The 24,680-nt window shown below is 67.2% G+C and carries 29 protein-coding genes; 19 read left to right on the top strand and 10 right to left on the bottom strand.

The window, feature by feature from the left end; all coding sequences use genetic code 11:
* The 6 genes from VHP37_15025 to VHP37_15050 all read right to left on the bottom strand — a co-directional run bounded on the left by VHP37_15025 (position 1) and on the right by VHP37_15050 (position 3,885).
* Entirely contained in the window at positions 1-1,071 is a 1,071-nt protein-coding gene (locus VHP37_15025; protein HEX2827663.1) for a toll/interleukin-1 receptor domain-containing protein, read from the bottom strand.
* 46 nt (positions 1,072-1,117) lie between these two features.
* Positions 1,118-2,080: an ABC transporter substrate-binding protein gene (locus VHP37_15030; protein ID HEX2827664.1), complete on the bottom strand. Its 963-nt coding sequence runs from the start codon at positions 2,078-2,080 to the stop codon at positions 1,118-1,120.
* A complete protein-coding gene (gene nthA / locus VHP37_15035; GenBank protein HEX2827665.1) occupies positions 2,077-2,736 on the bottom strand; it encodes a nitrile hydratase subunit alpha in 660 nt (219 codons plus the stop codon). Before nthA ends, VHP37_15030 begins: the two co-directional genes overlap by 4 nt.
* Positions 2,733-3,041 (bottom strand): SH3-like domain-containing protein, encoded by a 309-nt coding sequence (locus tag VHP37_15040; protein HEX2827666.1) that lies wholly within the window; start codon positions 3,039-3,041, stop codon positions 2,733-2,735. Before VHP37_15040 ends, nthA begins: the two co-directional genes overlap by 4 nt.
* Entirely contained in the window at positions 3,038-3,346 is a 309-nt protein-coding gene (locus tag VHP37_15045; GenBank protein HEX2827667.1) for a hypothetical protein, read from the bottom strand. The genes VHP37_15040 and VHP37_15045 overlap by 4 nt, the downstream gene beginning before the upstream one ends.
* A gap of 119 nt (positions 3,347-3,465) precedes the next feature.
* Positions 3,466-3,885, bottom strand: a complete 420-nt coding sequence (locus VHP37_15050; protein ID HEX2827668.1) for a RidA family protein — start codon at positions 3,883-3,885, stop codon at positions 3,466-3,468.
* A gap of 66 nt (positions 3,886-3,951) precedes the next feature.
* Here VHP37_15050 and VHP37_15055 point away from each other — a divergent pair, with 66 nt between their 5' ends.
* The 8 genes from VHP37_15055 to VHP37_15090 all read left to right on the top strand — a co-directional run bounded on the left by VHP37_15055 (position 3,952) and on the right by VHP37_15090 (position 10,429).
* Positions 3,952-4,569, top strand: a complete 618-nt coding sequence (locus VHP37_15055; GenBank protein HEX2827669.1) for a HupE/UreJ family protein — start codon at positions 3,952-3,954, stop codon at positions 4,567-4,569.
* A 1-nt stretch (position 4,570) separates the two neighbouring features.
* Positions 4,571-5,053 (top strand): protein tyrosine phosphatase family protein, encoded by a 483-nt coding sequence (locus VHP37_15060; protein ID HEX2827670.1) that lies wholly within the window; start codon positions 4,571-4,573, stop codon positions 5,051-5,053.
* A 20-nt stretch (positions 5,054-5,073) separates the two neighbouring features.
* Positions 5,074-6,222, top strand: a complete 1,149-nt coding sequence (dinB, locus tag VHP37_15065) for a DNA polymerase IV (protein HEX2827671.1) — start codon at positions 5,074-5,076, stop codon at positions 6,220-6,222.
* A complete protein-coding gene (locus tag VHP37_15070; GenBank protein HEX2827672.1) occupies positions 6,219-6,935 on the top strand; it encodes an ATP-binding cassette domain-containing protein in 717 nt (238 codons plus the stop codon). The genes dinB and VHP37_15070 overlap by 4 nt, the downstream gene beginning before the upstream one ends.
* On the top strand, positions 6,932-8,191 hold the full coding sequence (locus VHP37_15075; protein HEX2827673.1) for an ABC transporter permease: 1,260 nt from the start codon (positions 6,932-6,934) through the stop codon (positions 8,189-8,191). Before VHP37_15070 ends, VHP37_15075 begins: the two co-directional genes overlap by 4 nt.
* A gap of 36 nt (positions 8,192-8,227) precedes the next feature.
* The gene (locus tag VHP37_15080) at positions 8,228-8,797 is read left to right on the top strand and encodes a DUF3299 domain-containing protein (protein HEX2827674.1); all 570 of its coding nucleotides are present in this window, start codon (positions 8,228-8,230) and stop codon (positions 8,795-8,797) included.
* Positions 8,798-8,889: 92 nt separating this feature from the next.
* A complete protein-coding gene (locus VHP37_15085; protein HEX2827675.1) occupies positions 8,890-9,636 on the top strand; it encodes a VacJ family lipoprotein in 747 nt (248 codons plus the stop codon).
* A gap of 157 nt (positions 9,637-9,793) precedes the next feature.
* Positions 9,794-10,429 carry a glutathione S-transferase family protein gene (locus tag VHP37_15090; protein HEX2827676.1) on the top strand — a complete coding sequence of 212 codons (636 nt, stop codon included), beginning with the start codon at positions 9,794-9,796 and terminating at the stop codon, positions 10,427-10,429.
* A gap of 146 nt (positions 10,430-10,575) precedes the next feature.
* Here the strand turns inward: VHP37_15090 and VHP37_15095 are convergent, their stop codons facing one another.
* Together VHP37_15095 and VHP37_15100 are read right to left on the bottom strand one after the other, a co-directional pair.
* A complete protein-coding gene (locus tag VHP37_15095) occupies positions 10,576-11,448 on the bottom strand; it encodes a neutral zinc metallopeptidase (protein HEX2827677.1) in 873 nt (290 codons plus the stop codon).
* A 70-nt stretch (positions 11,449-11,518) separates the two neighbouring features.
* Positions 11,519-12,895 carry a M64 family metallopeptidase gene (locus VHP37_15100; GenBank protein ID HEX2827678.1) on the bottom strand — a complete coding sequence of 459 codons (1,377 nt, stop codon included), beginning with the start codon at positions 12,893-12,895 and terminating at the stop codon, positions 11,519-11,521.
* A gap of 91 nt (positions 12,896-12,986) precedes the next feature.
* On the opposite strand from VHP37_15100, the gene VHP37_15105 reads away from it, so the two are divergent.
* The 7 genes from VHP37_15105 (at position 12,987) to VHP37_15135 (ending at position 19,963) form a co-directional block, all read left to right on the top strand.
* Positions 12,987-13,955 carry a tripartite tricarboxylate transporter substrate binding protein gene (locus tag VHP37_15105; GenBank protein ID HEX2827679.1) on the top strand — a complete coding sequence of 323 codons (969 nt, stop codon included), beginning with the start codon at positions 12,987-12,989 and terminating at the stop codon, positions 13,953-13,955.
* On the top strand, positions 13,956-15,128 hold the full coding sequence (locus VHP37_15110) for an acyl-CoA dehydrogenase family protein (GenBank protein ID HEX2827680.1): 1,173 nt from the start codon (positions 13,956-13,958) through the stop codon (positions 15,126-15,128).
* Positions 15,129-15,160: 32 nt separating this feature from the next.
* On the top strand, positions 15,161-15,883 hold the full coding sequence (locus VHP37_15115) for an aldolase/citrate lyase family protein (GenBank protein ID HEX2827681.1): 723 nt from the start codon (positions 15,161-15,163) through the stop codon (positions 15,881-15,883).
* On the top strand, positions 15,880-16,803 hold the full coding sequence (locus VHP37_15120; GenBank protein ID HEX2827682.1) for an aldolase/citrate lyase family protein: 924 nt from the start codon (positions 15,880-15,882) through the stop codon (positions 16,801-16,803). The genes VHP37_15115 and VHP37_15120 overlap by 4 nt, the downstream gene beginning before the upstream one ends.
* Positions 16,797-17,666: an aldolase/citrate lyase family protein gene (locus tag VHP37_15125; protein ID HEX2827683.1), complete on the top strand. Its 870-nt coding sequence runs from the start codon at positions 16,797-16,799 to the stop codon at positions 17,664-17,666. The genes VHP37_15120 and VHP37_15125 overlap by 7 nt, the downstream gene beginning before the upstream one ends.
* Positions 17,666-19,015 carry an MmgE/PrpD family protein gene (locus VHP37_15130; protein ID HEX2827684.1) on the top strand — a complete coding sequence of 450 codons (1,350 nt, stop codon included), beginning with the start codon at positions 17,666-17,668 and terminating at the stop codon, positions 19,013-19,015. Before VHP37_15125 ends, VHP37_15130 begins: the two co-directional genes overlap by 1 nt.
* A gap of 84 nt (positions 19,016-19,099) precedes the next feature.
* Positions 19,100-19,963 carry an amidohydrolase family protein gene (locus tag VHP37_15135; protein HEX2827685.1) on the top strand — a complete coding sequence of 288 codons (864 nt, stop codon included), beginning with the start codon at positions 19,100-19,102 and terminating at the stop codon, positions 19,961-19,963.
* Between the two features lies 1 nt (position 19,964).
* On the opposite strand, the gene VHP37_15140 is transcribed toward VHP37_15135, so the two are convergent.
* Together VHP37_15140 and VHP37_15145 are read right to left on the bottom strand one after the other, a co-directional pair.
* Positions 19,965-20,219, bottom strand: coding sequence for a hypothetical protein (locus tag VHP37_15140; GenBank protein HEX2827686.1), 255 nt, complete (start codon positions 20,217-20,219; stop codon positions 19,965-19,967).
* Between the two features lie 69 nt (positions 20,220-20,288).
* A complete protein-coding gene (locus tag VHP37_15145; GenBank protein ID HEX2827687.1) occupies positions 20,289-20,768 on the bottom strand; it encodes a hypothetical protein in 480 nt (159 codons plus the stop codon).
* Between the two features lie 256 nt (positions 20,769-21,024).
* Between VHP37_15145 and VHP37_15150 the strand changes: the two genes are divergently transcribed.
* The 4 genes from VHP37_15150 (at position 21,025) to VHP37_15165 (ending at position 24,636) form a co-directional block, all read left to right on the top strand.
* Entirely contained in the window at positions 21,025-22,038 is a 1,014-nt protein-coding gene (locus tag VHP37_15150) for an adenylate/guanylate cyclase domain-containing protein (GenBank protein HEX2827688.1), read from the top strand.
* Positions 22,039-22,067: 29 nt separating this feature from the next.
* Positions 22,068-22,613, top strand: coding sequence for an OmpA family protein (locus VHP37_15155; GenBank protein HEX2827689.1), 546 nt, complete (start codon positions 22,068-22,070; stop codon positions 22,611-22,613).
* A gap of 180 nt (positions 22,614-22,793) precedes the next feature.
* Positions 22,794-23,543 carry an exodeoxyribonuclease III gene (locus VHP37_15160; GenBank protein ID HEX2827690.1) on the top strand — a complete coding sequence of 250 codons (750 nt, stop codon included), beginning with the start codon at positions 22,794-22,796 and terminating at the stop codon, positions 23,541-23,543.
* A gap of 166 nt (positions 23,544-23,709) precedes the next feature.
* Positions 23,710-24,636, top strand: coding sequence for an exopolyphosphatase (locus VHP37_15165; GenBank protein HEX2827691.1), 927 nt, complete (start codon positions 23,710-23,712; stop codon positions 24,634-24,636).
* Positions 24,637-24,680: the final 44 nt, after the last annotated feature.

The following is a 24,680-nucleotide window of genomic DNA, read 5'->3' on the forward strand; positions in this document are numbered from 1 at the left end:
CTACTTCTGCAGCGGCGCGCAGCGCGTGCGTACGACTCCCTGCACCGATTCGCCCTGCTCGTCGACGAGCTTCATCGTGGCATCGTCGACGATCATGAAACGCGCGACCTCCGAGTCCTTGTCCTTGTCGACCGCGCTCATCTCAAAGCCGCCCTTGACGACCTTGATGCGCGCCGGCGGGGTGTCCCAGGGCGAGCTGAAGGGATGGTTGACCTGCGTCATCACCGTATCCGGGCCGGTGCGGATCACGTTGTAGCGGATCGTCTGGCCCTGGTAGGGCTGGCACCACGAGCCGATGAAGAACGCGACGTCGGTGCGCTTCGGCGTCGCGGGCGCTTTCGCTTCCACGGGGGCCGCAGGTGCCGCGGCCGGAGCTTTCGCCACCGGCGCAGGCGGGGTCGTGGCAGCGGGCACCGGCGCCGCTGCGGGCGGTGCGGCCGGTGCGGTTGCGACCGGTGCGGCAGGCGCGGGAGCGGGCGGGGCTGTGGCGACGGGCGCAGCCGGCGCGGGCGGCTGAGTCGCGACCGGCGCCACCGGCGCTTCGGATTTCTTCGAGAACAGCCACGCGCCGGCGGCGACCGCCACGATCACCACGGCGGCCGCGGCGAGGGCGGGCGCGTTCGATTTCTTTTTCGGCGGCGGCAGCGCGGACGAGCGCACCGGCGCGGCATCGACGTTACCGATCGCCTTGATCGCCGCGACCAAGGGCAGCAGATGCTGTTCCATGGGCGACTTGAACGCGTCGACCCATTGCGCGGAGGAGATGAAGAACTCGAGCGAGCCGGAAGGGGTGACCTCGCGGATGCGCACCGGCAGCACCGGCTTGGTCTTGCTCACTGCGCGCTCGACTTCCTTCTTGACGAACTGCGAGTCGTTGGACTGATCGGAGAGGATGAGCACGAGGGCGCGGCTCTCGCCGATGCCGTCGATGATCGCCTGGCCGTATTCGACGCCGGGCGGGACGTCCCGCGGCGCGACCCAGCACGTGATCCCCTGCTCCTCGAGGAAGGAGACGATGCGGAACGCGACCTCCCGGTCGGGGCTCGCATAGCTCACGAAGATATCGGCCATCGGATTCCCTCGGATCTTATTGTGTGAAGGAGTGTACTACCGCGTTCTACGCACCCGCATCGAGGAAAAATTCGTCGAGTCCGATAGGCCGGTCGATCAGGCCCTGCGCGTGCGCCCATGCGATCTGCGCTTCGAGCGTCGTGCGGTTGGGCTCGATACCGTACGGCCAGAAGTCGTCGCCGAGCGCCTCGCGCGTCTGCGCGAGATGCGCGGGCGTCCACGGCAGCATCGTCCTGGGCGCCTGCTCGATCTCCAGATCCCGGATCGCGAGCGCCTTCGCTTCGTCGAAAGCGCGGCAGATGGCGGCCGCAAGCTGCGGGAACGCTTGCGCGAGCGAGCGGCGGATCGCGACCACGTGCATGATCGGGAAGATGGCGGTGTCGCGGAAGTAGCGCGCTTCCTCTTCCCACCAGCGCGTGAACAGCCTGCGCACGCCGTTGCGTCCGAGGCAGCGCGGCGGGGTATAGGCGATCAGGCCGTCGATCTCGCCCGCGGCGAGCATCTCCCCGAGCAGTTTCCCGCCGGCCGATTCGATCCCGTAGCCGTCGAGCCGCGGCAGCCTGATGTCGCCCGGCTCGCGCTCGCGCGCGTCGACGTCGCCGACGATCCAGCGGATGCGCGACAGATCGACGCCGTAGTAGCTCGCGAGCACGCCGCGCGCGACGAGCGAAGCGGTGTTGGTGTATTCGCGCAGGCCTACGCGACGGCCTTCGAGGTCTTGCGGCGATGCGATGCCTTCGCGCACGAAGAGCGCGTGGTGCCTGAAGCAGCGCGTCGGGAAGATCGGCAGCGCGATGTAAGGGCAGTCGCCTTTCGCATGCGCGATGAGGTAGTTGCAGAACGAAAGCTCGGTGACGTCGAACTCGGCGGTCGCGAACGCGCGGGAGAAGAGGCTCTCGAGCTCGCCCGAAGTCCAGTCGACGTCGAAGCCCTCGACGCGAACGCGTCCGTCGAGCAGCGGCTGGGTGCGGTCGAAGGCGCCGACCGCGGCGGTAATGCGCGCGCTCAAGGCGCGCGGACGATCGCCGTGCCGATCATGCTGTCGCGCGAGACGATCTTCACGAGCTCGGCCTCGCTCATGTGCTCGGTGCCGGCGGGGCGCAGCGGCAGCACGAGATAGCGCAGGTCGGCGGTCGAATCGTGCACGCGGACCGAGACGTGCTCCGCAAGCTCGAGCCCGAACTCGCGCAGCACCGCCCGCGGCTCGCGCACCGACCGCGAGCGATAGGCGCGGCTCTTGTACCAGGCGGGCGGGATCCCCAGCAGCATGCGCGGATAGCACGAGCACAGCGTGCACACGACCATGTTGTGCACGTCGGGCGTGTTCTCGACGACGGTGAGCCTGGCGTCGTTCAGCGCCATGTCGAAACCCATCGAGGCGCACGCCGCAGTCCCGTCTTCGAGCAGGGCGCGCTTGAACGCCGCATCGGTCCACGCGCGGGCGACCACTCGCGCGCCGCCTTCCGGGCTGCGGCTGTCGATGTCCTCCACGGCCTTGCGCACTTCGTCCGCGGTGATGATGTTCTTCCCGATCAGCAGCTCGCGCACCGCGATCTCGAGCTTGCGGTAGTACGTGAGCGTGTCGTCGTGGTCGGGCTGGAAGGGATGGCGATGCGGATGACCGTGATCGCCGTGGTCGTGGGAGTGGTCGTGGTCGTGGCTCATTCTGCGCTCAGCCAGTGTTCGTAGATGTCGATGTCGATCGTGTCCGCCGCCGAGCCGTCGTAATCGGGCCAGACGTGCGATTGCGGGAACCGCACGCGGTAGAGCGCGACCTTCGGCTCGCCGCTGCGGCCGTAGGCGAGATTCTCGGGATTCCTGAAGTAACCGACGAAGCGCTCGATCACGCCCGACTTGCCGCGGACGTAATGCGGCGTGCGGATGTGGCCCTGTGAATCGACCTTGCGCACCCTCACGCGGTCGCCGGCCTTGAAAGCGGGTGTGTTCCCGGCTTCTACCGCCGCGCTCACGGCAACTGATCCTCGCGGCTCTCGATCTCCGCCATCTTGGCCGCGAGCTCCTCGACGCTGATCACGCCTTTGAGGAGGAGGTTGTTGGTCATCGACAGCATGCGCCGCTCGGCGTAGGTCGCCGCAAAATAAGTCTCGGCGCCGAGCGATTCGAGGCCGCGGCGGTTCTCGTCGGTGGTCGAAAGCTTCCTGCGGCGCAGGAGCACCAGGAGCGCTTCGACGCGCTTCTCCCAGAGCTGCAGCTCGTGCTCGTCCTGATCGATGGGGCCGGCGGGCTCGCCGCCGAGGTCGTGATAGGCTCTCATGCGAAAAGCGTAACACGGAAATTCCCGCTTCGCGCCGTCGCGCGGTCGGCAATGACGCGTTGCGCGTGCTCGACGCTTTTGTTTTTCCTCTGCGCGCGCTCTGCGGTAGAAAAAACCGTTCAGATCACGGCCACACCCTGTATCTCGATCACGCACCCCGGCCGGGCGAAGTTGGAGACGGTGATCAGCGCGCTGCCCGGATAGCGGCCGTCGGTGAAGTGCTCGTTGCGGATCCGGACGAAGCGGTCGCCGTTGCGCGGGTCGTTGATGAAGACCGTCATCGTCACCATGTTCGCGAGCGTGCCGCCGGCGCGGCGCAGCGTCCGGTCGATGAGCGCGAAGATCGTACGCGCCTGCGCCTCGAAGTCGCCCGTGATGTCGCGGCCGTCGAGGTCGACGACGGTCGTCTGACCCGCCAGCCACACGGTGCGCCCGCCCTCGGTGATGACCGCGGGCGAGAACGACCGCGACTTCTGCCATTCGGTGCCTTCGAGGTGCTCGACCTTCGCGCGCGGCGGGTCGTCCGACGGTGCTGCCATGGTGCCGCTCCCGGTGATATTCTTCGGAGGAGCTTACCGCACCCATCATAACGAGACGAAAAAGCCATGGACCTTCGCAATCGCTGGGCGCTTGCCTCGAGCGCCGCTCTTGCTTTCCCCACGCTCGCCCATGCCCACCACGCGATGGGCGGGACGACGCCTTCGAATTTCTTCGAAGGCTTCGTGTCCGGTCTCGCGCATCCGGTCATCGGGATCGACCACCTGCTGTTCGTGCTCGCCGTCGGCGCCGCGTGCTACGCGTTCCGGCTGGGAGCAGGGACCGTCGCCGCGTTTCTGGGCTGCGCGCTCGCGGGCACCCTCGCGCATTACTACAGGCTGACCGTGCCGTACGCCGAAGCGTGGGTCGCGGCCAGCCTCATCGTCGCGGGCGCGCTGCTGCTGCTCGCTTCCCGCAGGCGCATGAGCGCCTGGCTGCCCGCGTTCTTCGCGCTCGCGGGCCTCGCGCACGGCTACGCCTACGGCGAGTCGATCGTCGGCGCGGAAGCGACGCCGCTCTTCGCCTATCTCGCCGGCTTCACGCTGGTCCAGATCGCGATCGCCCTGACGGCGTATTCGATTGCGCGCGCGCTGGACCGCAGCCGCCCGCTGCTCGCGAACCACGCGCTCGGCGGCGTGCTGTCGCTCGCAGGCGTGGTCCTGCTCGCGCTGTCGTTCACCGGATGACATGAGCCGCGCGGCGGTCACCGACATCGTCAACTTCCTGCGCATCGATCCGGCGCTGGCGACGTCGGGCCAGCCGAGCGAGGAAGAGCTGGCGGCGGCCGCGCACGACGGCACCGAAGTCGTCATCAATCTCGCGCTCCACGACGATCCGCGCTATTCCCTCGCCGACGAGGCCGGCACCGTCGGCGCGCTCGGCATGACCTACGTGCACATCCCGGTGAAGTTCGACGCGCCGAAGGAGTCCGAGCTCTTCGCGTTCTTCGACGCGATGGAGCGCCATCGCGGCCGCAGGGTGCTCGTGCATTGCGCCGCGAACAAGCGCGTCACCGCGTTCCTCGGCCTTTACCGCGCGATCCGCGAAGGCTGGGACGTCGAGCGGGCGTTCGCGCCGATGGAGACGATCTGGGAGCCGAACGCGGCGTGGGCGCCGTTCATCGCCGAGATGCTGGCGAAGCACGCGCCGGCGAGTCAACGACCGCGTTGAAGTTCATCGCCCACCTCGACATGGATGCGTTCTATGCGTCGGTCGAGCTCCTGCGCTATCCCGAGCTTCGCGGCCGGCCCATCGTCGTCGGCGGCCGGCGGCGCATCGTCGACGAGCTTTCGACCGGGCGCATTCCCACGCTGCGCGAGTACACCGGCCGCGGCGTGATCACCACCGCGACCTACGAAGCGCGTGCGTTCGGCGTCCATTCCGGCATGGGGCTCATGAAAGCGGCGAAGCTCGCGCCCGACGCGCTGCTGCTGCCCGCGGACTTCGACCAGTACCGGCGTTACTCGCGCCTCTTCAAGGAAGCGGTGCGGGCGATCGCGCCGGACGTCGAAGACCGCGGCATCGACGAGATCTACATCGATCTGACACCGCTCGTGACCGAGACCGAGGAGCGCATGGCGTGGTGGCAGGTGCGCGACATCGCCGCGTCGATACAGCGTGCGGTGCGCGAGGCGACGGGGCTGTCGTGCTCGATCGGGCTCACGCCGAACAAGCTGCTGTCGAAGATGGCCTCCGAATTCGACAAACCCGGCGGCCTCACGGTGCTCACGCACGCCGACCTGCCGACTCGCATCTGGCCGCTGCCGGTGCGCAAGGTCAACGGCATCGGGCCGAAAGCGACGATCAAGCTCGAGACGCTGGGCATACGCACGGTCGGCGAGCTCGCGCATGCGGACCGCGACATGCTCGTCGCGCAATTCGGCAAGAGCTACGGCGCGTGGATGCACGACGCCGCACACGGCCGTGACGATCGCGAGGTCGTCACCTACAGCGAGCCGAAGTCGATCAGCCGCGAGACGACGTTCGAGAACGACATGCACCCCAAGCGCGATCGCGAAGAGCTCGGCCGCATCTTCACCGACCTGTGCGTGCGCGTGGCGCAGGACCTCGAGAGAAAAGGCGTCGTCGGCAGGACGATCGGACTGAAGCTGCGCTTCGACAACTTCAAGACCGTCACGCGCGACTGCACCATCGACGAGCCGACGCGCGATCCGAAACGCATACGGCGCGCCGCGGGGGAGTGCCTCAAGCGCGTGCCGCTCGACCGTCGGATCAGGCTGCTGGGCGTTCGCGTCGGCACGTTGAGCCGGCCGGTAGAGATGCCGCCGGTGCCGCACGCGGCGGAGCCGGGCGCGGCGACCGCACCGCTGTTCGAATGAGCGCGGCGGGATCGCCGATCGTCGAGATCGCCGATCTCACGTTCACGTGGCCGGGGCAGCGCGCGCCGTGCCTGGTCATTCCCCGGCTCGACCTCGAAGCCGGCGAGCGCGTCTTCCTGCACGGTCCGAGCGGCAGCGGCAAGAGCACGCTGCTGGCGCTGCTCGGCGGCGTGCTCGTGCCGCAACGGGGCACGCTGAAGGTGCTCGGCCGCTCGCTGGAGGCGATGCCGGCGTCGGCGCGCGACCGCTATCGCGCGGATCACGTCGGTTTCATCTTCCAGCTCTTCAATCTCGTGCCGTACCTCTCGGTGCTCGACAACGTGCTGCTCGCGTGCCGGTTCTCGACGCGGCGCAGGGAGCGCGCGATCGCGGCGGGCGGCTCCCCACAGGCCGAAGCGACGCGGCTGCTCGCGCAGCTCGACATCGACGGTGCGCTGCTCGCGCGGCCGGTCATCGCGCTGTCGGTCGGACAGCAGCAGCGCGTCGCCGCGGCGCGCGCGCTGCTCGGCAGGCCGGAGATCGTCGTCGCGGACGAGCCGACGTCGGCGCTCGACGCGCATCGCCAGGCCGCGTTCCTCGCTCTGCTGCTGAGCGAATGCGAGCAGGCGGGCGCGACGCTGCTCTTCGTGAGCCACGACCGCAGGCTCGCCGGCGACTTCACGCGCGAGATCGCGCTGCCGGAGATCAACGGCGCACACACGGAGGCGGCATGAGTCATCTCCTCGTGCTCGCCGCGCGCAGCGCGTGGAACCGGCGGCTCACGCTGTTCATGACCCTGGCGGCCGTCGCGTTGAGCGTCGCGCTGCTGCTCGGCGTGGACCGCATCCGCCGCGACGCGCGCGAGAGCTTCGCGCAATCGGTGTCGGGCACCGACCTCGTCGTCGGCGCGCGCACCAGTCCCGTGCAGCTCATGCTGTACGCGGTGTTCCGCATCGGCGGCGCGACGCACAACATGCAGTTCGACAGTTACAAGGCGATCAAGGCGCATCCGCTGGTGAAGTGGGCGATCCCGCTGTCGATCGGCGACTCGCACGGCGGCTTCCCGGTCGTCGGCACCGACGGCGGGTATTTCGAGCACTTCCGCTACGGCACCGGCGACGCGCTCGCGTTTTCCGCCGGCAAGCCGTTCGCCGACATCTTCGAAGCGGTCGTCGGTTTCGAAGTCGGAGAGCGCCTCGGTTACAAGACGGGGGACCGGATCACGCTTTCGCACGGCAGCGGCGGCCTGCACGCCGAGCACGGCGACAAGCCCTTCACCGTCACCGGCGTGCTCGCGCGCACCGGCACGCCGGTCGACCGCTCGGTGCACGTGCCGCTCGAAGCGATCGAGGCGATCCATCTCGACTGGCAGGGCGGGGCGCCGATCCCGGGCGTGTCGATTCCCGCCGAGCACGTGCGCAAGTTCGACGTGACGCCGAAGGACATCACCGCGGTGCTCGTCGGCTTGAAGACGCGCGCGGCGGTATTCAGGATGCAGAAAGTCGTCAACGAGTACAAGCCCGAGCCGCTCGTCGGCGTGCTGCCCGGTGTTGCGCTCGACGAGCTGTGGCAGGTCGTCGGCATCGCCGAGCGCGTGCTGCTCGCGGTGTCTGCGATGGTGGTGATCGTCGGGCTCGCGGGCCTCGTCGCGGTGGTGCTGGCCGGGCTCAACGAGCGCCGGCGCGAGCTCGCGATCCTGCGTTCGGTCGGAGCGCGCCCGCGCGACGTGTTCGTGCTCCTCATGGTCGAGGCGCTCGGCATCACCCTGGCGGGCGCGCTCGCCGGCGTCGCGCTGCTCGCGGTGCTCACGCTGGCGCTGGCGAAGTTCGCGGCGGCGCGCTACGGGCTTATCATCGAGCCCACGTTCGTCGCGGGCAGCGAATGGCTGCTGCTCGGCGCGGTCGTCGCGGTCGGCGTGCTGGCGAGCCTCGTTCCCGGCTATCGCGCTTATAAGCTTTCACTGGCAGACGGCCTCACGCCGCGCCTGTAAGGAAGGAGAGATCGATGTCGACGATGCGCGCCCTGCGTGCGCTCTTCGCCGTGGCCGCGCTCGCGGCCGCAGGCGCGGCGCCCGCGGCGGAGAAAAGCGGAATACCGGATCGGCGACCGGCTGCCGCAGAAGTCGACGACGACCGCGCCGGCGGGCTACAAGGAAACACCGTGGGACTCGCTCGTGCCCGCGAACTGGGACCCGGCGAAAGATCTCGCGGGGCTCAACCTCTCGGCGCTCGACGATTCCGATCCGCGCGCGATCAAGGCGCTGGAGAAGCTCAGGGCCGCGCTGGACAACGCGCCGATCGTGCCCGGGATGAACGGCTCGCGCATCCGCATCGCGGGCTTCATGGTCCCGCTCGACGGCATTCGCGGGCAGATCACCGAGTTCCTGCTCGTGCCTTACTTCGGTGCATGCATCCACACGCCGCCGCCGCCCGCCAACCAGATCATCCACGTCGTGCCGCAGAAGCCCTACAAGACCGACCAGCCGATGGAAGCGGTGTGGATCAGCGGCACGCTCGAGACCGCCCGCGCGGAGACGGGGATGGGCAACGCGGGATACAAGATGAAGGCGGAGGTGGTTGTGCCGTACAAAAGGTGACGGATTAGCCACCCCCCGGCTTTGGTCGCATTGCAGGCCGGAACGTAATCGGGTACTTGGCTTGCTGAACGTCTGAGTCGGCCTGCCGTACCATGATTCCTTTCCTCAAGTCGCTCGTGCTCGTCTTCGCGCTCGCCTCCGCGGCGGGCTGTGCGACGATCCCCAAGGAGCAGCGGGACCCGCGCGATCCGTACGAATCGTTCAATCGCGGCGTCTACAAGTTCAACGACAGGCTCGACCGCGCAGTGCTGCGCCCGACGGCGCGTGCGTATCGCACCGTGGTGCCGGTGTTCGTGCGCACCAGCATCGGAAACTTCTTCTCGAACCTCAACGACGTGCGCGTCGTGATCAACCAGACGCTGCAAGGCAAGTTCACGACCGCGTACGCCGATTTCGGCCGTGTGGCGATCAACAGCACGCTCGGCGTGCTCGGCCTGTTCGACATCGCGTCGGAGGCGGGCATCGAGAAACACCAGGAGGATTTCGGGCAGACGCTCGGCTGGTACGGCATTCCCGACGGACCGTACCTCATGCTGCCGCTCTTCGGGCCGAGCAACGCGCGCGACACGGTCGGCTTCGGCGTCGACTGGTTCACCGATCCGGTCTACTACGTCGATCCCGCCGGCTGGCGCTACGGCCTGGGCGGTGGCCGCATCGTCAATCGCCGCGCCGACCTGCTCGACGCGACCGAGGTGCTGAAGACGACCCTCGATCCCTACCAGTTCGCGCGCGACGCGTACCTCCAGCGCCGACGCAATCTGGTGTACGACGGCAAGCCGCCGATGGACAAGGATGAGTTGCTTCCCCCGCCGCCGGTGCCGGTGCCGGAAAAAAAGTGACGGATGATACAGTGACGGGTGACGGATGAAGCGGTGACGGGTTACAGTCGCTCGAACGCTTTCGTCACCGTCCTATCCGTCACCGCTCTATCCGCCACCCCTTTTCCCCGCCGGTGCACAATAGCCGGCCCTGCAGATCAATCGTAAGGAGAACCCCATGCTCACACTCTATTTCAGCCCTGGCGCGTGCTCGACCGCTTCGCACATCGGCCTCGAAGAGGCCGGCGCGGAATACCAGGAGCGGCCGACGCTGCTCGGGAAAGGCGAGAACAGGACCGAGAGCTATCTGAAGGTCAACCCGCGCGGCAAAGTGCCGGCGCTCGACGCCGACGGCCGCGTGATCACCGAGAACACCGCGATCCTCACGTACATCGCGCGCCGCTTTCCCGAGAAGAAGCTGCTGCCCGAGGATCCCGTGGCGCAGGCGCAGTGCATCTCGTTCATGGCGTGGCTGTCGAACAGCGTGCATCCGAACTTCACGCAGTTCTTCAAGCCGGAGAAATTCGTGTCGAACGAAAGCTCGAAGGACGATGCCAAGCAGACCGGCAAGCAGAACTTCTTCACCGCGCTGAAGGAAGTCGACTCGCTGCTCGCCGGCAAGCAGTGGGTGATGGGCGACCAGTTCACCGTCGCCGACTGCTACGCGATCGTGTTCTACGGCTGGGGCGTGCGCGCCGAGCTGCCGGTGAAGGAGCTTGCGAACTACACCGCGTGGAAAGACCGCATGCTCGCGCGGCCGGCGGTGCGCAAGGTGCTGGAGAGCGAGGGGAACATTCTTGTGAAAGGCGCGTAAAAGCGATTTAACCGCAGAGGACGCAGAGGAAAAACAAACCCAAAAAGCCAAATGGATTCCCGCCTGCGCGGGAATGACGGGTTTGGTGACGTTTACCGCGCGCTTCTCCGCGTCCTCTGCGTCCTCTGCGGTGAAGGTTTTGACGTTTAGATCTGTGCGGCGCTGAACGTATCGCACGCGTTCGGGTCGCCGCTTTCCAGCCCTTTGCGCAGCCAGCGCACGCGCTGCTGTGACGTGCCGTGCGTGAACGAGTCCGGCACGACGTGTCCCGTCGATTGCTGCTGCAGCGTGTCGTCCCCGATCGCGGTCGCGGCGCGGATCGCTTCGTCGACGTCGCCGGGCTCGAGGATGCGCTTGTTGCGGTCGACGCGGTTCGCCCAGATGCCGGCGAAGCAGTCCGCCTGCAGCTCGAGCCTGACCGAGAGCCGGTTGTAGGCCGACTGCGAGATGCGGCCGCGCTGCGCGTCCACCTTGCGCGCGATGCCCAGCAGGTTCTGCACGTGATGCCCCACCTCGTGCGCGATCACGTACGCTTCGGCAAAGTCGCCGGCCGCGTGGAAGCGCTGGCGCATGACGTCGTAGAAGCGCAGGTCGATGTAGACCTTGGCGTCGCCGGGACAATAGAACGGCCCCGCCGCGGCCTGGCCCATGCCGCACGCGGTCGGGAACGAGCCGTGGAAGAGCACGAGCTTGGGCGGCTGGTAGCGCCGACCGGCCTCGGAGAAGATCTGCCCCCACGCGTCCTCGGTGGTGGCGAGCACGCGCGAGACGAAGACCGCCTTCGCGTCGCTCTCGGGCGGTCTCGGCGCGTTCTGCGTGACCGGCGCCTGCTGCCGCTGCGAGCCTTCCATCATCCCGAGCAGCATGCGCGGGTCGACGCCGAAGATGTACGACGCGACCAGCGCGAGCACCACGCCGCCGATCGACATGCCGCCTACACCGAAGCCACCGCCGCCGCCGCCGCTGTAGCCGCGCATGTCTTCTACGTTGTCACTTTCGCGTTCGTCGCCTATACGCATGATGGGATTCGGTTGGACAGATTCCGGCAAATTGCCATACGCGCGCGAAGGCCGCAATCGGCATGCCTGATCAGCGTTTCGGCAGGCGGGCGTCGATCGCGCGCGAGATCGCGGCGGTGCACGCGGCGCAATAGTAGTCGGTCTGGAGCGAGAACATGATGCAGTCGGCTTCCGGGCGGTAAAAACCCTGCGCGTAGCCGTTCGCGCCTTCGAAGAACCCGACCTCGCGGCTGCGGCCGAGGAGCACCGCCTGCCGCGGCGCGACCTCTCGCATGAGCTTCTCGATCCTGTATTCGTCGGCGCCGCCGGCGCGCAGCGCTTCGTAGCGTTTCACGTAGCCGCCGAAATAGCGCTCGTAGCGCGCCTTGTTCCAGCGCGACGGCGCGCGCTGCGGCGCCGCCCATTTCGTGGTTTCCAGCGACGTGGTGACGTTCGGCTGCCACGGCTCGACGTTGCCGCGATAGACCGGGCCGTCGGCGCTCGGGATGTAGTACTCCTCGGCGAGGCCCGCGATCGCATGCGCCGATTCGTGCAGCACGAGGTAGCGCGCCGCCGCGCTGTCGATCGCGACCACCGCCGGGCCGCCGAAGTACGCGCTGCCGCCGTAGCGCCGCGAATTGGCGAGCACCAGCAGCACGTCGTACGGGACCGCCGCTGCGGCATCGCGGAGCTTGCGCTCGTCGCCGACGGACAGCGTGCGCTCGCCGGCGCCGCTGCCGTACGCCGTTCCGAAAGCGCTCGCCGCCCGCGTGCCGTTGTAAGCGTCGCTCACGCCGCTCTCCGCGCTTTCCGCGAAGATCGCGTGGACGTTGAAATCGCGGATGCGCGACTTGTAAGGCTCGACCGAAAAAAGATAACCCGCCGCGCGCTTCGCATCGGCGGCGAACTTCGCGCGCTCGCCTGCGGCGTAGCCGTCGCCGACGATGGCGATATCGACGTGGTCGCGGGCGTCTCCGTTGCGCACGAGCGTATCGACGAGCACGCGCGGCGGCTCGGCATCGTGCACGAGGGAAGCATCGGCGCCGCGGGTGTACAGCGGCTGCAGGACGCCGCCGGGCCGGCGTTTCTCGACCGTAATGGTGAAGGCCGCGGCCGGCAGTACGCAGCGCACGCAGAGCGTGGACACCGCGGGTGCGCGGTCAGGGTCGAGGTTGCTGTCCAGCGCTACGCGAACGAGCGGCGCATCGGTCGCGGTATCGGTCAGGGTGAGCGCGTAATCGCCCCAGTCGGGGGTGTCCAGGCCGCCGCTCGGCGGCGCGGGCTCGCGCCTGAGCTCGACGAGCTCGAAGCGCTCATCGCCGTCCTGCACGACGTGGCGCAGATCGATGCGCAGACCGCGATCGGTGTGCTGCGCCGTCGGACCGGTCGCACGCTTGCACGATGCCAGCCACAGCGATGCGCTCGCCGCCGCTGCCGACGCCAATACGCGGCGACGCGTGATCGTCATCGGGCGGTTGCGCGCAGTTGCGATTTAGCCATTACACTGAAGTGGAAAAAAGCGAAGTCGCAGCCGGTTCGTCGCAGTTCGGAGGAGAACGATGAAAACCGTACGAGGAGTCGCATTGCTCTGTCTTGCCGCGCTGGCATCGCCCGCGGCCGCACAAAAGTATCCGGACAAGAGCATCCGGATGATTGTAGCTTTCCCCACCGGTTCGCCGCAGATCCTCGCGCTGCTGCTGTCCGACAAGCTGCGAGATTCGATGGGGCAATCGGTCGTTCCCGATTTCAGAGGCGGCGCCGGCGGCAATCTCGCGTCCGAGCTCGCCGCAAAAGCGCCCGCGGACGGCTACACGCTGCTCCTCACGAGCGGCACCATCGCCATCAGCCCCAGCCTTTTCTCGAAGCTCGCCTACGACACGTTTCGCGATTTCGCGCCGATCACCCGGCTCGCGAGCGTTCCGAACGTCATGGTCGTGCATCCTTCCGTCCCCGCCCACGATCTGAAAGAGCTGGCGGCGCTCGCGAAGAGCCATCCGGGCAAGCTCAACTTCGGCTCGGGAGGCCTCGGCTCCGGCAGTCAGCTCGGCAGCGAGCTCTTCAAGTCGCTCGCCAAAGTGAAGATGACGCACGTGCCTTACAAGGGCGCGGCGCTCGCCATGAACGCGATGCTCTCGGGCGAAGTCGACATGGTCGTTTCCACCGTCCCGGCGGCGATTCCGTACGTGAACAACGGCCGGTTGCGGGCGATCGCGATGCTCGCACCGGAGCGCGCGCCGGCCCTGCCGCAGGTGCCCACGACCGCGGAGGGCGGCATGCCGCAGGTCGTCGTCATCACCTGGTACGGCACGTTCGCTCCCGCCGGCGTGAAGCCCGAGATCGTCGAGCGCCTGAACGGCGAATTCGCGAAAGCGCTGAACGCCCCGGATACCAGGGCGAAGCTCGCCAACGTCGGGCTCGAGGTGGCGACGAGCAGCCCCGCCGATTTCGCGAAGTTCGTGCGCGCGGAATACGAGAAGTGGGGCAAGGTGATCAAGGATTCGGGGATCAAGGCGGAGGCGGAGCGATAAATGGATTTCGGGCTGACGGCGGAGCAGAAACATTGGCGCGACAAGGCGCGCGCTTTCGCGCTCGAGGAAATCCGACCGATCGCGTTGCAGCGCGACCGCATCGCCGCGCCGCGCGAGACCTGGGACTGGGACCTTTTCAGGAAAGGATCCGCGCTCGGTTTCCGCACGCTCGCGGTGCCGAAGGAGTGGGGCGGCCCCGGCACCGATTTCGTCACGCAGGGGCTCGTCATGGCCGAGCTCGCCAAAGGCGACAGCGCGATCTCCAAGGCATTCAGCCAGAACTGGAAGTGGAGCCACCAGATCGCCGAATTCTGCTCCAGGGACCAGAAGGAGCGCTTCCTCAAGCCGTTCCTCGCCGACGACACCTACACGATCGGTTCGGGAAGCACCGAGCCCAACGCGGGCTCTGATAACCGCTACCCGCCGGTCGATGCACCCAAATCGGGATGGCGCCTCAAAGCTGAACGTCATGGCGACGAGTGGATACTGAACGGCGAGAAGACGTTCATCGCCAACGGCACCGTCGGCAAGCTCTTCTTCGTGAGCACGCGCACCAACCCCGACGTGCCCATACGCGACGGCACCACGGTCTTCCTGGTGCCTCACGACACGCCCGGGTTTCGCGTCGGCAAGGTCTTCAACAAGGCGGGATGGCGCTTCTACCAAAACGCGGAGCTGATCTTCGAGAACGCGCGCGTGCCGCACGTCAACGTCGTCGGCGAAGTGCACAACGGGGTCAAGGTGAGGAGCGGTGCTTCGGCCGAGTTCGGCGATTTCGAGCTCGCGGCGAACGCGCTCGGCGTGTGCGATGCCGCGTGCGAGAGCGCGATGCAGTACTCGAAGCAAGCGACGCGCGCCGGCAAACGGGTGTACGACCATCAGCTCGTGCAGTTGAAGATCAACGAGATGTACGCGCTCACCGAAGCGCTGCGCTCGTACGTGATGCGGACCGCGTGGGAGATGGACAACCATTGCCAGGGCGCGAACGCGGTGCTCGTCATGAATTACTCGGAAGACGTGATACAGCGCGTGACCAGGCTCAACCTCGACATCCACGCGGCACGAGGCGGGACGATGGATGCGCTCGCGGACAAGCTGGTGCGTGACGCCATCATCTGGACTCATCTCGCCGGAGACAACACCCAGCGGTTGAAGTCGCTCAGACGGATGTAAGATTCGTCGCGAAAGTCTTCGCGGCGAATCCCATGAACAAAAAATCCCGCAGGTCGTGGCTGATCGTCCCTGCGTCCAAGCCTACGCAGCTCGAAGAGGCGTCGCGCGCCGGCGCGGATGTGGTCGTGCTCGATCTGTTCGAATTCGTACCGGAGCGCGACCGTGCGGCTGCACGCGATGCGATCAAGGACGCGATCGGACGCGTGACGGGCGGCGGCGCGCAAGCGTTCCTGCAGATCGGTCCGTCCGCCGTCGTATCCGATCTTGCCGCGGCGGTGTGGCCCGGCCTGTCGGGGGTGATCGTCTCTCGCGCCGAGACACCTGAACAGATCGAGACGGTATCGAGCGCGCTGGACCGCCTCGAGCGCGACCGCGGAATTGCGGCTGGCAGCATCGAGATCGTCGCCGCGCTCGAGACCGCGCACGGCAACCACGCGGCTGATGACGTCTTGCGTGCGAGCCCTCGCGTGACCGGCGCGACGCTCGGCCGCGTCGACCTCGTGATGGACCTGCGGCCCGAGCCTTCGGGCGAGATCCATCTCATGTCTTATCTCATGCAGCGCCTGGTGATCGTCGCGAATGCGGCGGGCGTGACCCCGCTGGGCGCGTGGTGGCGCGCGCCGGACCGGGGCCTGCTCGCCACGCCCGACAACACCTACGCGGCCGCGAAGCGCGGGCGTGCGATCGGCTTCAAAGGCGCGATGTGCCTGCGTGCGAACCAGGTCGACGCGCTGAATCGGGGGTATCAGGGATGAGAGCAGTCCGCCGTTCCGGCCTCACCATGCCGGTCGTCACCCAACGCTTCGTCGACAAGGCGTGGACCCGCGGCTGCGACTTCATCACCCTCGATCTCGAAGACTCGGTGCCGCAGCACATGAAGGCGCACGCGCGCACGCTGATCAAGGACGCGATCCCCAACGTCTCCAAAGGCGGCGCCGAAGCGTTTACGCGCATCAATCACGACTTCATGCGTGAAGACACCGAAGCGGTGGTGTGGCCGGGATTGAAGCGCATCAAGTATCCGAAGACCGAAACAGCCGACGAAGTGCGCGCGCTCGATGCGCTGATTACACGACTGGAGGCAGAGCGCGGCGTCGAGCCGGGCTCGATCGAGATCGACACCAGCATCGAGACCGCCGTCGGCGTGACGAACGTCTTCGAGATCGCCTCGGCGAGCCCGCGCATCCGCGAGTTCGGCGTGTCGGTGAGCGGCTACGACCTGTCGCGCGATCTGGGCGTCGAGATGTTCGTCGACTTCGACCAGTTCGCCTATTGCCGCGGCGAAGGCGAGCTTGCGGCGCGCACGCTGGGGCTGGGCGTACGCAACGCGCCTTTCATCGCGAACAAGAGCGGCAGCGTGAGCGACGGCAACCGCGCGTTGCGCCAGGCCGAATCGCAGCGCAAATGCGGATTGCGGGTCGGCACCGGCGGCCTCAATCCCGCCGTCGTCGAAAGCCACAACGTCGGATTCACGCCGACCGAGGACGAGGTGCGCGAGGCCAGGCAAGTGCTCGAGGATTACGCGAAAGTCGAAGCGGCCGGCGAGACGTGGACGGAGATCGAAGGCCGCGTGATCGACCGCTACGAAGCGGAACGCGCGCGCGAGCTGATCGAGTGGGCCGAGGCGTGCGCGGCGCGGAATCGCGAAAAAGCCGAGGCCGTAAAAAGATGCTGATTAGACGCACAAACCTTTTAGCGCCGGTCGCCGCGGCCGACGATGCCTGGCGCCACGGCGCCGATGCGGTCACGCTGGTCGGCTCGGCGCCGGCGGCCGAGCGGCAACGCGCGATTCTGGCCGCGGGACGCGGCGGGGCCGAAGTGTTCGTCGAGGCGGCCGGCGATGGCGACATCGAGTCCGCGGTGGGCGCGGGCCTCGCCGGTTTCGTCCTGCGCGCCGAATCGGCCGACGAAGTGAAACGCATCGACGCGCTCGTCACCCGGCTCGAACGCGAGCGCGGGCTCAGCGCGGGCAAGCTCTCGTTCATCGTGCGGGTCGAAACCGCGCGCGCGGTGTGGGACATCCGGTCGATCCTCACCGCGAGCCCGCGGATCTCGCAGGCCGCGCTCGTCGAGACCTCGCTCGCCGCCGATCTGGACATAACGCCCGATCCCGAGATCGATTCGTTCGAATACGCGCGCGGCCGGCTCGCGGTGGAAGCGACTGCGGCCAAGGTCGGCGCGGTCGGCATGGCGTATCCGATGAGCGTGCTCGAGCCCGCGGACGCGCCCGAAGCCGAGATCCAGCGCATGGCGACCAAGGCGAGGAACAGCGGCATGAAAGGCGTGCTCTGCCGGCATGCGAGCTGGATCGCGCCGGTGAATGCCGCGTTCACGCCCACGCCGGAGCTCGTCCACTACAACCGCCGCGTCCGCGAAGCGTTCGCGAAAGGCGTGGCGGAGGGAACCGCCGCGGTGCCGCTCGACGGCCGCATGATCGACGTGCCGGTCGACGAATGGGCGATCGTCGTCATCGCGACGGCGGAAGCGTGCGCGCAACGCGACGCGGAGAAGCGCGCGGCGCTGGAAAAGTCGCGCTGATGGCGACGATCGTCTCCCAGCTCGTCGCGCTGACGAGCCGCGTCGCTTACGAAGATCTGTCGCAAGCCACGATCGCCGCCGCCAAGCGTGCGATCCTCGACGCCCTCGGCTGCGGTATCGCCGCGCTCGGCTGCGAGCCTTCGAAGATCGCCGCGCGCGCCATGCCGAACGGGCCGTGCGGGGACGCGACCGTGATCGGGGACAAAGATCTGTCCTTCACGCATCGCGCGGTGCTGCTCAACGGCATCCTCGTGCGCTACCTCGACATGATGGACGTGTACTGGGCCAAGGACGTGTGCCATCCCGCGGAGAACGTCCCGGCGGCTCTGGCGTGCGTCGAGAGCGTCGAAGGCTCGGGCAGGCGACTCATCGAAGCGGTCGTCGCGGGTTACGAAGCGCAACTGCGCCTCACCCATGCGATGTCGCTGCAACAGATGGCGATGCATCACGTCGCCGCCGGCGGCATCGTCGCGCCGCTCGTCGTCGGCAAGGCGTGGGGCATGGATCCGGAGGCGATCGAGCACGCGGTCGCGCTCGCGGGCTGCCGCCAGTTCACGCTGCACGGGCTCTCCAAAGGCGGTCTCTCGATGGCCAAGGCGATCGGCTACGCGTGGTCGGCGATGAGCAGCGTCATGGCTTCTCGGCTCGCGTCCGAAGGATTTACCGGGCCCACCGATTTTCTCGACTGGCTGTCGGACAAGAGCGTGCTGAAACTGCCGATCGATCGTAAAGCGCTCGAGCACGACGGCACGTATCTCATCGAGCGCGTCTCGTTCAAGCAGTTCCCGGTGCAGTTCGAGCTGCAGACGACGGGCGAGATCGCGATCCGTCTGTCGAAGAAGATCCGCGACAGCGGCAGCACGATCGAGAGCGTCGAGATCGACGTGGCGCCGGTGACGATAGAGCGCACCGCCGACGCCGCGAAGTTCAAGCCGGCGAATCGCGAGACCGCCGATCACAGCCTGCCGGCGAGCGTCGCGATGGCGCTGCTCGACGGCAAGCTCACCGCCGCGCAGTTCGAGCACGACCGCTGGGCCGATGCGGACGTCGCGGCGCTGATCGCGAAGATCACGGTGATCCCGAACTCTGAGTATCCGACGAAATATCCGAAAGGGCGCCCCGCCGGTTTCCGCGTGAAGCTCGCGAACGGCGAGACGCTCGCCGATTTCCAGGCGGTGCCTTCGGGCGACGCCGAGAAGCCGATGGACGACGCGACGCTGGAGGCGAAGTTCGTGGCGAATGCGTCGGAGGCGTTCGGCGAAGCGCGCGCACGTGAGATCGTCGAGGCGGTGCGCGAGGTCGAGCGGATCGAGCGCCTCGGCGAGCTTACGCGGTTGTTGAGGCCTTAAAGTCAAAATGGGTCCCCGCCTGCGCGGGGACGACGAAACGTCAGGAATGCGTTCCCGCCTGCGCGGGGACGACGGAGGATCGAGATGAGCACCCATAACGTTCCCAACTCGTCGGGCACCGAGGCGCCGCGGCTGAAGGCGCCGAAGAACGCCGCCGACTGCCACATCCATATCTACGACGCGCGCTATGCGCCGCCGGTGGCACGGCCGGCGAACGCGACGGTCGCCGACTACCGCCTGCTTCAAAGCCGCATCGGCACTTCGCGCGTCGTCATCGTCACGCCGCGCAATTACGGCGCCGACAACGCGGTGACCGTCGATGCGATCGCGGAGCTGGGCATCGACAATGCGCGCGGGGTCGGAGTCGTCAGGACCGACGTCACCGATGCGCAGCTGAAGAAGCTGAACGAAGGCGGCATCCGCGGCTTGCGCTTCACGATCGGCAATCCCGAGACCGCGGTCACCTCGATCGACATGATCGAGCCGCTGGCGAAGCGCATCGCCGAATACGGCTGGCACGTGCAGATCAACGCCGAGCCCGGGCAGGTCGTCGACGCAGCCGCCATGCTGCGCCGGCTGCCGTGCCCCATCGTCTTCGATCACCTCGGCAAGCTCGGCCTGCACGGGCTCGACCACCCCTCGTATCGCGTGATGCGCGAGCTGATCGACGCCGGCCGCGCGTGGGTGAAGATCTCCGGGGCCTATCTCAACACGCGCATCGGGCCGCCGGCGTATCCCGAATCGACCCCGGTCGCGCAGGCGTTCGTGAAAGCGGCGCCCGAGCGCGCGGTGTGGGGCAGCGACTGGCCGCACCCGACGCCGAAGATTGCGCCCGATGACGCGGTGCTGTTCGACCTGCTGCTGAAATGGGTGGAGGACGACGCTTTGATCCCGCGCATCCTGGTACAGAACCCGGAAGCGCTCTACGGCTTTCCGAAGACCGCCTGAATCAGCGCTGGCAGGCCTGTAACGGGCTGACGCAGTCGCGTTTCCTGAGCATTTCCTGCTCGTAATCGCGCTGGGTGGCCAGGGAAGCGTTGAGCGCTTCGGTCTCGACGCACGCCCGCCATTTGTCGCTGTTGCGGGCGACGCCTTTCTTCTCGCAGACCGGGCCGTAATCGCGCTCGGACTCCGCGAAGCGCTGCTCGGGCGTCATCGTGCACGCGGCCGCGGCGAGAGCCACGAGAAGTGTGAAATACCTCACGCCCGCAGCTTAACAAGGAAGGCGGGCCCGGGGACAGGGCCTTCGCGCCCTTGTTCTTACGACCTTGTTCTAACCCCTGCGGTTGTCCAGACGGACCGGCAGCGTGTAACCCTGGCGCAGCGCGCGGCGCTCGTAGCGCACCGCGTCGCGGTCGAGCCCGCGGGCGAGGTAATAGAGATAGAGCTGGTAGCTCGCGCCGGCGTGGTCGAGGAGCGAGGCGTGCTTGAGCCACAGCACCATGGTCCGCTCGTCGCGCGGCACGCCGTTGCTGCCTTCGGCGTACATGCGCGCGACCCGCATGGCCGCATTCGCATCGCCCGCGAGACCGCGCGCCTGCTCGCCTCTGAACTCGGCGTCGCCCAAACGGGTCTCGGGACGGATCTCGTCGCGCTCGAGCTGCGCCTCGGCGGCGAGGGTACGGGCGGTACGGAGCTGTACGGGTTCCGAGGGGGCTGTTGCGGGCGGTTCGGTCGCGGGGGCAGGAGCGCTCAGCGCGGCGACGGAAGCGGCGGCCGGCGAGGGCGCGGAGGGCGACCCGGCCCAGTCCATCAGTTGGCATCCGCTCAGCAACGGCGCCGCGAGTGTGACAATTTTTATGCTTTTCACGTCTGGCTCCTCGGCTCGCCTCGCATTCTAAGGGCTGAATGGGCCGTTCACCAGCCTCAGGAAACCGCTCGTCCGGCCGTTATATCCGCTCGTCTCCCGTGAACACGTACCCGTGATGGATTTCATACGGGCAAAAGTGCGTCACGGGTTAACTTTCGTCCGACTGAAGAACAAAGGGACACCGCGGGGAGCCATGACGATGACGATGAACTGCGACACGCTGGCGGTAATGTTCACCGACGTATCGGACGCGGAGCGCGTCTATACCGATTTCGGTGACGCCGAAGCGCGCAGGCTCGGCGCCCGTTGCCTGAAGCTCGTCGCGGAAGCGGCGCGCCGCAACGGCGGCCGGCTCATCAAGACCATCGGCGACGGCGCGATGATGTCCTTCCGCTCCGTCGAGGAAGCGTACCGCGCGGCGAGCATCATCCAGCTCGCGATGCGCGACCAGGTGCTCAAGCTCAAGGTCGGCATGCACTTCGGGCAGGTCATCGAGACCGGCGACGACGTGTTCGGCGACACCGTCAACGTCGCGGCGCGCGTGCTGGCACGCTCGGGCCCCGGCGAGATCCTCATGACGCGCGAGTGCGTCGACACCCTCGGGCCGCTCCAGCGCGCCACCGTGCGCCTGCTCGACACCACGAGCGTCAAGGGCCGTCCCGAGCTGGTCGAGATCTTCCGCGTCATCGGCGACCGCGAGAACGTGACGACCGTCGTCGCGTCGAGCGCGCGTCCGGCCGCGGACGAAACCAAGGTCCTCGTCCTCGCGTACAAGGACCAGACCGTGCGGCTCGAGATGACCGGCTCGCCGATCCAGATCGGCCGCGAAGCGGGCTGCGACCTCGTCATCGCGAGCGCGTGGGCCTCGCGCCGTCACGCCAAGATCGAAGTGCAGGGCGACCGTTTCGTCATCACCGATCACAGCAGCAACGGCACGTTCGTGTCGGGCGAAGACGGCGCCGAGCGATTCCTCAAGCGCGAGACGCAGCAGCTCGCCGAGCACGGCGTGATCTCGGTCGGCATCAACGCCGCCGGCAATCCGCGCGACCTCGTTCACTACCGCTGCGAGACGGCCACGAAGCACGACCGCCGTTCCGCCGGCGCGTACAAGGCTTACCACGAAGGCGTGACCATCCTGGCCGAATCCGACGGCCCGGTCACCGTTTTCCGCACCCCCAGTCTGGCCGGTCGCCCCGCGGCGATCGCCGGTTGATCATTTCATTCGTCGAAGAGGAGTCCACCATGAAGATGAAGCACACCGTAGCGCTTGCAGCCGTGTTAGCCGCTATCAGCGCAGCCCCGGCGATGGCGAACGATCGTGAAACCATCATGGTCGGCAAGGCCACGCCCAAGGCGGAAGACGTCGAAGCCTTCCTGTTCCCGGAAGCGGAGTGCGAGCACACCAAGTACATGTGCATGGCCGTGCGCCCGACCAACGAGCGCTCGATCGGCATGGACATCAAGTTCGCGACCAACTCGTCCGAGCTCACGCCGGAAGCCAAGGCCCAGCTCGAAGGCCTGGGCAAGGCGCTCGCCTCGCGCAACGGCAAGCTCGGCGCCAGGGAGATCGTGATCGAAGGCCACGCCGACCCGCGGGGCTCGCTCGATCTGAACAAGCAGCTCTCCGCGAAGCGCGCGGACGCGGTGGTGAAGTATCTCGTGTCGGCCTACGGCGTCGACGGCAAGGCGCTCGCGCCGGTCGGCCGCGGCATCGAAGACCTCAAGGACCCGAAGAACCCCGACTCGGCCGTCAACCGCCGCGTCGAGCTGGTTCGGAAGCCCAACTAAGCCTCGCCGCGCTCGGCTGACCCGGAGAACGCCAAAGAGGGAAACCAAGGTTTCCCTCCTTGAACCTCCTTTCCTTCAAAACCAAACGGCCGGCTGTATGCCGGCCGTTTTGTTTTTTGGGGTCAGACCCCGGCTTCATCGGGGTCTGACCCCGGTTTTTCTTGAGGTATCCTCGGGCCGATGAAAATCGGAACCTGGAACGTCAACGGCATCCGCGCGCGCGAGAAGCAGCTCTGCGAATGGCTCGAGCGCGACCGGCCGGACGTCGTCTGCCTGCAGGAGCTCAAGGCGCAGCCCGGACAGATTCCCGAGGCGTGCAAGGTCGCGGACTATCACGCGTTCTGGCACGGGGGCGTGAAGGCGTACTCGGGCGTGTCGCTGCACATCCGCAAGGATTTCTTCGACGGCGAGCCGGTCTTCAGCCACCCGACGTTCGACATGGAGTCGCGCATCGTGCAGGCGGCTTGGGCGAATCGCGTGTTCGCGTCGGTGTACGTGCCCAACGGCGGCAAGGATTACCCGGCGAAGCTCGAGTTCATGAAGGCGCTCGCGCAGTGGGCGAGGGATCTGCACGCGCAGGGCCGGGAAGTCGTCCTCTGCGGCGACATCAACATCACGCGCACCGAGATCGACGTGCATCCGCGCGAGCGCAAGCCGGGCATCATCGGTCAGCGGCCGGAGGAGCGCGAGCTCTTCGCCGACCTGCTCGGCGAGCACCTCGTCGACGTCCACCGCACGCTCGATCCCGACAACGAGAACCTTTTTACCTGGTGGGCGCCGTGGCGGAACATGCGCCAACGCAACATCGGCTGGCGTCTGGACTACGTGCTCGCTTCGCCGCGGCTCGCGGCGCGTGCGCAAACGTGTGAAGTGCTGAGGGATTTCGGCACCAGCGACCACGGTCCGGTGTTGGCTGAGTTTTCGCGCTGAAAGGTCCACGCCGCTGGTCGGTGCGGCTAGGCCGCACCTCCCGCGCGACGGCGCGCTTATAGCGCCTTGCGGCGCTAAAGCGTGTCCTTGTTGCGCCGATAAGGGATGGGTGCGCCTCTGCCGCCCCGCAGGTCGCCCGTTACTCACCCCCGACGAAAGGCTCCCCATGGACAAGTTCCGCCTGGTCACCCGCAGCGATTTCGATGGCCTCGTCTGCGCGGTCCTCCTCAAGCACCTCGAGATGATCGACGACATCAAGTTCGTCCATCCGAAGGACATGCAGGACGGCAAGATCGACATCGGCCCGCGCGACATCACGACCAACCTGCCGTACGTGGCGGGCGCGCACCTCATCTTCGATCACCATTCGTCGGAAACCGAGCGCAACGACGTCAGCGCGTCGAACTACGTGATCGACCCCGATGCGGCGTCGGCGGCGCGGGTGGTCTACGAGCACTTCGGCGGCCGCAAGGTATTCCCGGCGGCGTGGGACGACATGATGGCGGCCGTCGACAAGGCGGACTCGGCGCAGTTCTCGCGCGACGAGATCCTGCATCCGACCGGCTGGGTGCTGCTCAACTACCTGATGGATTCGCGCACCGGCCTGGGCCGCTTCCGCGATTTCCGGATCTCCAACTACCAGCTCATGATGGAGCTGATCGATCGCTGCAAGACGATGGGCATCGACGAGATCCTCGAGCTGCCGGACGTCAAGGAGCGCTCGGACATGTATTTCGAGCACGCCGACAAGTTCCGCGCCCAGCTGCAGCGCTGCGCGACGGTGCACGGCAATCTCGTCGTGCTCGACCTGCGCCGCGAAGAGGTGATCTACGCGGGCAACCGCTTCATGATCTACGCGCTTTTCCCGCAGACCAACATCTCCATCCACGTGCTGTGGGGCCTGAAGCAGCAGAACACCGTCTTCGCCACCGGCAAGTCGATCCTCAACCGCTCGTCGAAGACCGACGTCGGCGCGCTGATGCTCGAGCACGGCGGCGGCGGACACCACGCCGCGGGCACCTGCCAGATCTCGAACGAGAGCGCGGACGACGTGCTGAAAACGCTGGTCACCCGCATCAACAAGGACGGCTGAGCGCCCGCTAGCGGGCGCTGCGCTTCCGCGCCGGTAAACGCCTC

This window comes from Burkholderiales bacterium (genome assembly GCA_036262035.1).
GTDB lineage: Bacteria > Pseudomonadota > Gammaproteobacteria > Burkholderiales > SG8-41 > JAQGMV01.

Excerpts from the sequence above, each read along its gene's own strand:
- VHP37_15165 (HEX2827691.1), top strand. The coding sequence starts at position 23,710 with ATGGACAAGTTCCGCCTGGTCACCCGCAGCGATTTCGATGGCCTCGTC.
- VHP37_15045 (HEX2827667.1), bottom strand. The coding sequence starts at position 3,346 with ATGAGAGCCTATCACGACCTCGGCGGCGAGCCCGCCGGCCCCATCGAT.
- VHP37_15135 (HEX2827685.1), top strand. The coding sequence starts at position 19,100 with ATGAGCACCCATAACGTTCCCAACTCGTCGGGCACCGAGGCGCCGCGG.
- VHP37_15105 (HEX2827679.1), top strand. The coding sequence starts at position 12,987 with ATGAAAACCGTACGAGGAGTCGCATTGCTCTGTCTTGCCGCGCTGGCA.
- VHP37_15055 (HEX2827669.1), top strand. The coding sequence starts at position 3,952 with ATGGACCTTCGCAATCGCTGGGCGCTTGCCTCGAGCGCCGCTCTTGCT.
- VHP37_15060 (HEX2827670.1), top strand. The coding sequence starts at position 4,571 with ATGAGCCGCGCGGCGGTCACCGACATCGTCAACTTCCTGCGCATCGAT.
- dinB (HEX2827671.1), top strand. The coding sequence starts at position 5,074 with ATGGATGCGTTCTATGCGTCGGTCGAGCTCCTGCGCTATCCCGAGCTT.
- VHP37_15115 (HEX2827681.1), top strand. The coding sequence starts at position 15,161 with ATGAACAAAAAATCCCGCAGGTCGTGGCTGATCGTCCCTGCGTCCAAG.
- VHP37_15085 (HEX2827675.1), top strand. The coding sequence starts at position 8,890 with ATGATTCCTTTCCTCAAGTCGCTCGTGCTCGTCTTCGCGCTCGCCTCC.
- VHP37_15120 (HEX2827682.1), top strand. The coding sequence starts at position 15,880 with ATGAGAGCAGTCCGCCGTTCCGGCCTCACCATGCCGGTCGTCACCCAA.
- VHP37_15050 (HEX2827668.1), bottom strand. The coding sequence starts at position 3,885 with ATGGCAGCACCGTCGGACGACCCGCCGCGCGCGAAGGTCGAGCACCTC.
- VHP37_15125 (HEX2827683.1), top strand. The coding sequence starts at position 16,797 with ATGCTGATTAGACGCACAAACCTTTTAGCGCCGGTCGCCGCGGCCGAC.
- VHP37_15025 (HEX2827663.1), bottom strand. The coding sequence starts at position 1,071 with ATGGCCGATATCTTCGTGAGCTATGCGAGCCCCGACCGGGAGGTCGCG.
- VHP37_15150 (HEX2827688.1), top strand. The coding sequence starts at position 21,025 with ATGACGATGAACTGCGACACGCTGGCGGTAATGTTCACCGACGTATCG.
- VHP37_15110 (HEX2827680.1), top strand. The coding sequence starts at position 13,956 with ATGGATTTCGGGCTGACGGCGGAGCAGAAACATTGGCGCGACAAGGCG.
- nthA (HEX2827665.1), bottom strand. The coding sequence starts at position 2,736 with ATGAGCCACGACCACGACCACTCCCACGACCACGGCGATCACGGTCAT.
- VHP37_15070 (HEX2827672.1), top strand. The coding sequence starts at position 6,219 with ATGAGCGCGGCGGGATCGCCGATCGTCGAGATCGCCGATCTCACGTTC.
- VHP37_15160 (HEX2827690.1), top strand. The coding sequence starts at position 22,794 with ATGAAAATCGGAACCTGGAACGTCAACGGCATCCGCGCGCGCGAGAAG.
- VHP37_15090 (HEX2827676.1), top strand. The coding sequence starts at position 9,794 with ATGCTCACACTCTATTTCAGCCCTGGCGCGTGCTCGACCGCTTCGCAC.
- VHP37_15155 (HEX2827689.1), top strand. The coding sequence starts at position 22,068 with ATGAAGATGAAGCACACCGTAGCGCTTGCAGCCGTGTTAGCCGCTATC.
- VHP37_15100 (HEX2827678.1), bottom strand. The coding sequence starts at position 12,895 with ATGACGATCACGCGTCGCCGCGTATTGGCGTCGGCAGCGGCGGCGAGC.
- VHP37_15130 (HEX2827684.1), top strand. The coding sequence starts at position 17,666 with ATGGCGACGATCGTCTCCCAGCTCGTCGCGCTGACGAGCCGCGTCGCT.
- VHP37_15145 (HEX2827687.1), bottom strand. The coding sequence starts at position 20,768 with ATGGACTGGGCCGGGTCGCCCTCCGCGCCCTCGCCGGCCGCCGCTTCC.
- VHP37_15095 (HEX2827677.1), bottom strand. The coding sequence starts at position 11,448 with ATGCGTATAGGCGACGAACGCGAAAGTGACAACGTAGAAGACATGCGC.
- VHP37_15075 (HEX2827673.1), top strand. The coding sequence starts at position 6,932 with ATGAGTCATCTCCTCGTGCTCGCCGCGCGCAGCGCGTGGAACCGGCGG.